The organism is Alkalinema pantanalense CENA528 (genome assembly GCF_050753345.1).
In the GTDB taxonomy this organism is placed as follows: domain Bacteria; phylum Cyanobacteriota; class Cyanobacteriia; order Leptolyngbyales; family Leptolyngbyaceae; genus Alkalinema; species Alkalinema pantanalense.
The window spans coordinates 1-7468 of sequence record NZ_JBLZFX010000161.1; the positions used below are offsets into that span (position 1 = coordinate 1).

The following is a 7468-nucleotide window of genomic DNA, read 5'->3' on the forward strand; positions in this document are numbered from 1 at the left end:
AACGCAGCAGGCTTGTGGAACTTCTACTTAGATGCAGCATAAGTTAGATAACAGTCAGGGCAAACCCTGTCCCAGAGCTGGTTTTATTTCCCAACAACTCTAATCCTGGAATGTTGAACGGGTGAATGTTCCTGAAGTGGCGACTACCCTTAAAATAGGATGTCTAGATGAGATGTCTGAGTGACTTCAGGTATCTCAGTCGCCCTCCCTCTTATTGACCCGTCATTCCCTGGAGCCAATGCAACCGACTGATCCGAGCAAGTTTACCGAAAAAGCATGGGAAGCCATCGTCCAGTCCCAAGATGTTGTTCGTCGCTATAAGCACCAGAACTTGGAAGCTGAGCATGTGATGGTGGCGCTGCTGGAACAGGCCGATGGTCTGGTGGGCAAGGTGCTGACTAAGGTGGGCGTAGATGTTACCCGCTTTTTCCAGCAGATTGACGACTTTACCCAGCGGCAACCGAAGTTAGGGGCAGTTGACCAGTTGTATGTGGGCTATAGCCTAGAAAAGTTGCTTGATCGGGCGGAAATTGCCCGAAATGCCGCCCAAGAGACCACGATCGGAGTGGAACATTTACTGCTGGGCTTTACGGCTGATCCGCGCTTGGGGATTCGGCTATTTCGGGCCTTTAATTTGGATGGGAAGCAGTTGGAAGCAGCCATTAAAGACGTCAAGGCGACCCAAAAGGCATTAGAAGCGGCGGGGGAATCGGGCAATCGGGTTGCGGGTTTACCCAGCGGGGGATCGGGTGGTAGTCAAACTTCGGCATTGGAACGCTTTGGCCGGGATCTGACGGAACTGGCGCGGGAGGGCAAGATTGATCCCGTGATTGGTCGCGATGAGGAAATCCGACGCGTCATTCAGGTTCTCTCGCGGCGGAGTAAAAATAATCCGGTATTGATTGGCGAGCCAGGAGTGGGCAAAACGGCGATCGTGGAAGGATTGGCTCAGCGCATTATTGATGGGCAGGTGCCGGAGTCGTTAAAGGATCGGCAATTGATTTCCCTGGATATGGGATCACTGATTGCCGGAGCTAAGTACCGGGGCGAGTTTGAGGAACGACTGCGGACGGTGCTCAAGGAAGTCATGGCCTCGGAGGGGCAGATCGTCCTATTCATCGACGAATTACATACGGTGGTGGGAGCCGGGGGCAACCAAGGCACGATGGATGCCAGTAATTTGTTAAAGCCAATGTTGGCGCGGGGCGAATTGCGCTGCATCGGGGCAACAACGCTGAATGAGTATCGTCAATTTATTGAAAAAGATGCAGCCTTGGAACGACGTTTCCAACAGGTCTTGGTGGAGCAACCCACCGTGGATGATACAGTGTCCATTTTGCGAGGACTCAAGGAACGCTATGAAGCCCACCATGGCGTCAAAATCGCGGATTCAGCCCTAGTTGCAGCTGCACATTTATCTTCCCGATATATTGCCGATCGCTTTTTGCCGGATAAGGCGATCGATCTGGTCGATGAAGCATCAGCAAAATTGCGCATGGAAGTGACTTCTAAACCAGCAGCATTGGAATCGTTGGAGCGACGGTTAGCGCAGTTAGAGATGGAAAAGCGATCGTTGGAGGATGAGAGCAAGTCTCCAACCGCATCGGCATCGGCCAAAAGTCGGGTAGAAAAGATTGAAAAAGAGATTGCAACATTAGAGGTGCGAAAAAATGATCTCAGTAGTCGCTGGGAAGCGGAAAAGCGATTGCTAGATGAACGTAATGAGGAGTTGAAAAAGGAAGAACAATTACGCAACCAAATCAAACAGGCAGAGCGAGAGTTTGATTACAACAATATGTATCGCTTCCGCTATGAACTAGAGAAATTAGAAGCAGAGCGGGCCACGCGAGAAGAGGAAATCACAAAATTGCAAGCCCAGGGTTCAACCTTAGCACGGGAACAGGTGACAGAGTCGGATATTGCAGAGATTGTGGCCAAATGGACAGGGATTCCGGTCAATCGGCTGATGGAGTCAGAACGGCAAAAGTTACTCAACCTAGAACGGCATTTGCATGGTCGAGTCATTGGGCAAAATGAAGCGGTCGAAGCGGTCGCGGCAGCAATTCGGCGAGCCCGATCGGGCATGAAGGATCCCCACCGTCCGATCGGATCATTTTTATTCATGGGGCCCACGGGCGTCGGAAAAACAGAGTTGGCGAGGGCGTTAGCGGAAATTTTGTTTGACGCAGAAGATGCCATGATCCGACTGGATATGTCGGAGTACATGGATAAGAGTTCAGTGATGCGGGTGATTGGGGCACCTCCAGGCTATGTGGGCTACGAAGAAGGCGGGCAACTGACGGAAGCAGTGCGGCGCAAACCCTATTCGGTAGTGCTGTTTGATGAGGTAGAGAAAGCCCACCCAGATGTGTTTAATATTCTGCTGCAAGTATTGGATGACGGGCGAATTACGGATGGTCAAGGCCGTACCGTCAGCTTTAGTAATACCGTAATTGTGATGACAAGTAATATCGGTAGCGAATACATTTTGGAAGTAGTCGGAGATGATTCGCGATATCACGAAATGGAAACACGGGTAATGGCAGCGTTGCAAAAGCATTTTCGTCCAGAATTTCTGAATCGGATTGACGATACAATTTTGTTCCATCCGTTGAGCCGTCAGGAATTGAGCAGCATTGTAGGCTTACAAATTCAAAAAATTGCTGAACTGTTAGCAGATCAAAAAATTTCATTGGAAATTACCGATGTAGCCAAGGTGTACATTGCCGATGCAGGCTATGACCCAACCTATGGGGCTCGGCCTTTGAAGCGAGCTATTCAACGACAGTTGCAGAACCCGATCGCGACGAAGTTATTGGAAAATACGTTTTCAGCGGGAGATACGATCGTAATTGATTGTCGGGACGGGAAGTTAACATTTGGTCGCAAGGTGAAAGTAGACAAGAAGGAAGAGGTACCTGTTTCCTAACGTGTGAGATGGATTCATTAGATCAATAAACTGTGGGAGACTTTTGTCATCAAAAGTCTCTCCATTGTTTTGTAGATTTTTGGTTTGTCTATGATTTTTTGGTACACAACTTCCGTCTGAATATGATTTTTGCGGTATTTCCAGAGATAGATTTTGCCGCACAATGGGTAGTCTGAATAAATCAATTAATGATCAATCAAATATTGAATCTTTTCTAAATTGGTTGCTCTTGAATTGGTAGCACTCTTTGAGGCGTCGGAATCGTAGCTTCTCTGATTTTTCGTAGGTTACATTGATTTGATTTCAGTAATCTTACGATTTTTCAGACTTTATTTTGTCTTTATTCAGTCTTTCACACTCGCTTCTCATTGTTGCTTTGTCCCTATCTTCGCTCTTGAGCTTCTGCGAGATTTAAGTATGCTTCTCAATTCCATTACGCAATCCGATAAGCTTGGCTCTGTCTATCAGCAATTAATGCTATTAGAGCAGGAAAACCAATGGATGAAAGAGGCACTACGAGAAGCTTACGATCGCTTAGCGATCGCGGCAGAACGGCAACTCAAAACGGTGAATACACGGAATAGTATTTCAGCAGCCTTTTCGCGGGCGGTAGGAATTCGCTATGAACTGCAAAGAAGCCAACGAAAACCCCTCACCCCCAACCGGACAGAATCCATTCCATCGGAGCAAGAGCAGTTTCTACAATCGATTTATGATGGCGTGGATTATCCCATCTTTGTGATTGACGTGGTGGACAAGAACCAGTTTCGCTATGTCGGTTGGAATCGATCGGCAGAACGGGTATCCGGCTTGACGAGTGCAGAGATCGCAGGCAAAAGCTCTGAGGAAATTTATGGACTTGACGCTGGAACGTCAGAAAAACAACGATTACAGCAAGTCATTCAAACGGGTTTGCCCTTGCAGTACGAAGAGTCGATTGCCTCTCAAGGACGACTGAGTTGGTGGATGACCACGCTGAATCCACTGAAGGATGAGACAGGACAGGTATATCGCATTATTGGCACAGCCTTTGACTGGACCGATCGTAAACGTCATGAAGAGGCATTGCGATTGGTCGTAGATGGAACCAGTGCCAGTACGGGGAATGAGTTTTTCCGATCGTGCGTGAAATTTTTGGCAGAAGCCCTGCAAATGCCCTTTGCGTTTATTACGGAATTTATTGATGAAACGCGATCGCGAGCAAGGATGCTGGCGGTGTGGGCTGGGGAGGATTTTGCCCCCAATTTTGAATATGATCTCACAGGAACGCCCTGTGCCATCACGGCAAAAGATGGGTTTGCAAGGTTTCCCAAGTCATTACAAACTCTCTTTCCAGAAGATCAAGATTTGGGGACTTGGGGGGTTGACAGTTATTTGAGCATCGCCCTCGTAGACAGCCATGGCCATTGGTTAGGGACGATGGGCGTTTTGCATACTCAGCCGATGGATGAGCAGGATCAGATTCAAGAATCGATTTTGCGAATTTTTGCAGCACGGGTTGGAGCAGAAATTGAACGAAAGCAGACGGAAGCCATTTTACGGCAGCAAGAAACGCAATATCGGGGGATTTTTGAAACGGTCACCGATGGGATTGTGATTACGGATCTAGAAACTCAAACAGTGGTCGAAGCCAATCCAGCAGCTTGTCGGATTTATGGTTATGCCTATGAAGCTTTAATTGGACTAGATGCCGCAAATGTTGTCGTTCCGGAATATCGGTTTCAGTTAGATCGATTGTTTACTTCTATTCACCAAGGGCAAATCTTTGCAGCGGAGTCTAAGTTTCTGCGGCAGAATGGCTCGATCTTTGATGTAGAGGTCATTGGCACACCTTATCTATATCAAGGAAAGCCCCATGCCTTATCGGTCGTACGAGATATCAGCGATCGCAAGCTCACAGAAACAGCGCTAAAAAAACAACAACGAGAATTTCGTCAGTTAGCTAAAAACATTCCCGGAATCCTTTACCAGTTTGTGCTCTACGCAGATGGTTCCCAGGCGTTTACCTATGTCAGTCCTCGCTGTTGGGATATTTATGAGATTTCGCCGGAGGTTGCTGTTGCGGATCCTCATGCTTTGTGGGGATTAGTGATTCCGGAAGATGTCTCTGCCCTAAATCAGTCCGTAGTAGAATCGGCACAAAGCTTGCAACCCTGGTTTTCCGAGCATCGCATTCAAACGGCTTCAGGAAGAGTCAAATGGATTCAAGGACGATCGATTCCCACCAAGCGGGAGAGTGGGGACATTATTTGGGATGGGTTTTTATTTGATGTGACCGATCGCAAGGAGGTAGAAAAGGCGCTTAAACAGTCGGAATCGCGATCGCGGCGACAAGCCATTGATTTGGCGATCGCGATTAAGGAACTGAAGCACGCCCAAACCCAGCTCGTCCAAAGTGAGAAGATGTCTTCGTTGGGGCAGTTGGTGGCGGGAGTGGCCCATGAGATTAACAATCCCACCAGTTTTATTTATGGCAATTTGAGCCATGTAGATGCCTATGCCCAGGGTGTTTTGGGTCTGTTGAAACTGTACCAACAGCATTATCCCAATCCTGCCTCAGAAATTCAGGATTGGGCCAAAGCAATTGAGTTAGATTTTCTGGTGCAGGATTTTCCGAAGACGCTGCGATCGATGCAAGAAGGCGCAGAACGGATTAAGCAGATCGTGTTATCTTTGCGGACATTTTCTCGGCTGGATGAGGCGGATTGCAAAGTTGCAGATTTGCACGAAGGCTTGGATAGTACATTGATGATTTTGCAGCATCGACTCAAGGCTAATGCCAATAAACCGAGCATTCAAGTGGAAAAGGCTTATGGAGATTTACCACCAGTCAAGTGCTATGCGGGGCAGTTGAACCAAGTGTTTATGAATCTGTTGGCCAATGCGATCGATGCAGTAGCAGAGAAATTTCCCAAGGTGGATTTGGAAGCAACGGAGCAACCGAAGATTACAATCGTGACGGAGATCAGTAAGCCGGGATGGGTCAAAATTATAATCGCAGATAATGGGGTCGGCATTGCTCCAGAATATCGATCGCGGTTGTTTGATCCGTTTTTCACAACAAAGCCCGTGGGCCAAGGAACAGGCATGGGGCTTTCAATTAGCTACCAAATTGTCACGGAGAAGCATCGGGGAACCTTGCGTTGTCGATCGGCCAAATCCGGGGGTGCGGAGTTTGTGATTGAGATTCCGATCGATCTAGATACGGTCGCTATGGAGTAGTTTCCGATGATTTCGATCGACGAAAGACCCCCATCATCGACAATCCAGTGATCAATAAACCCAAACTACCTAATCCATTGAGCACAGGGTAAATGGCCTGTAGTCCAAACAACTCGCCCGTATGGATACGCATCAGTAACCACAAAAATCGTTTAGTTCCTAGCCAATCCGACAAAATGGGATAGGCCATTCCAGTAATGGTAGTGAGAAAAAACGGAATACAAGTAATCAAAGCTAGCGATCGATGATATCGACGAAATGCTCGAATTAACATGGGGCTGAAGAAATCCTAAAATGCTGTCTAGAGTCTGGCGTGACTGCGTATCTTTAGGAAGGGAGACAGCAGGAAGATTTATCGGTTCTTGACACGGAGAGGCTGAGTTTAAAGCTCTGATATTTTGGGATAACCAAGTTTGGTAGTAAGCTATTAATCCACATCAATGCAGCAGTGCTGCCTACCCTCAGCATTGCTGCATTGACATTGCATGCATATTCATCAGTTAGTAAAGACTAACTCGATATTTGCCACGACCAGCGGGATAGAGTGATGTCACAACGATAAAATAAGTCTCATCACTGGGAAGTTCGGCCCGTTCAATTTGAACGCGATACAGTTTGTCTTTGTCGGAGTAGGTGTTAATCAGTTCACCTTTAGCATTAACCAGATAGACCAATGGAATGAAGTCAGCACTGGGAGTATCGACCCGGATGTTAACAATCTGACCTTTTTTGCCTGTAAATTCGTAGGCGGCAAAGGGACGTTTGCTATCTGTGAAGCGAGGGCTCTTGTCATTGAGTGAACCTTCTTTATCTAAAAGATAGTTCGTTCGATCGTCCCTGACTACGAGACTGTAGCGACCGATATCTTTTTCAGCGCGACTGGTCACCACGATCGCATAAATCCCGTCCTTAGGCAGACGATTGAACATAAAGGCACTTTTGGAATTATTACCTTCACCAAATCGTTTACCAATCACTCCGCCATCGGGATCAAAGAGGAATAGGGAAGGCGTTAATCCTAACCGTTTATCGTTGCTGCCCACCAAGCGGATTTGAATGGGTTCTTTAGCCTTACCATCGTAGAAATACACGTGGTAATAGCGGTTATTGGCAACCCGATCGAACTGAGATAATACGCCTGGTTTTGCCAGAGACTTGTCAATAAATTCAGGCGGTTTGGGCGTTGGGACAGAAGGAGGCGCTGGAGGAGGTGCTGGAGGGGTTTTTGGAGGAGGTGCGGAGCCTGAATCAACCGAAGGCGGTGGATTATCCCGTGGTGGTGCGGGGGGAAGTTCTTTGCGAGGAGGGGGCGCGATC

The 7468-nt window shown here is 47.7% G+C and carries 3 protein-coding genes and 1 pseudogene; 2 read left to right on the forward strand and 2 right to left on the reverse strand.

The genetic code is table 11. The annotated features are described in order from the left end of the window. Positions 1–238 precede the first annotated feature (238 nt). Together clpB and ACN4EG_RS26610 are read left to right on the forward strand one after the other, a co-directional pair. Positions 239–2929 carry an ATP-dependent chaperone ClpB gene (gene clpB, locus ACN4EG_RS26605; protein ID WP_431633309.1) on the forward strand — a complete coding sequence of 897 codons (2691 nt, stop codon included), beginning with the start codon at positions 239–241 and terminating at the stop codon, positions 2927–2929. 417 nt (positions 2930–3346) lie between these two features. After that, a complete protein-coding gene (locus ACN4EG_RS26610; RefSeq protein ID WP_431633310.1) occupies positions 3347–6151 on the forward strand; it encodes a PAS domain S-box protein in 2805 nt (934 codons plus the stop codon). On the opposite strand, the gene ACN4EG_RS26615 is transcribed toward ACN4EG_RS26610, so the two are convergent. Both ACN4EG_RS26615 and ACN4EG_RS26620 read right to left on the reverse strand, forming a co-directional pair. Next, positions 6141–6425 carry a peptidase gene (locus ACN4EG_RS26615; protein ID WP_431633311.1) on the reverse strand — a complete coding sequence of 95 codons (285 nt, stop codon included), beginning with the start codon at positions 6423–6425 and terminating at the stop codon, positions 6141–6143. The two genes, ACN4EG_RS26610 and ACN4EG_RS26615, sit on opposite strands and share 11 nt — an antisense overlap. Positions 6426–6651: 226 nt before the next feature. Continuing rightward, positions 6652–7468, reverse strand: a pseudogene (locus tag ACN4EG_RS26620) (hypothetical protein); the annotation flags it as partial.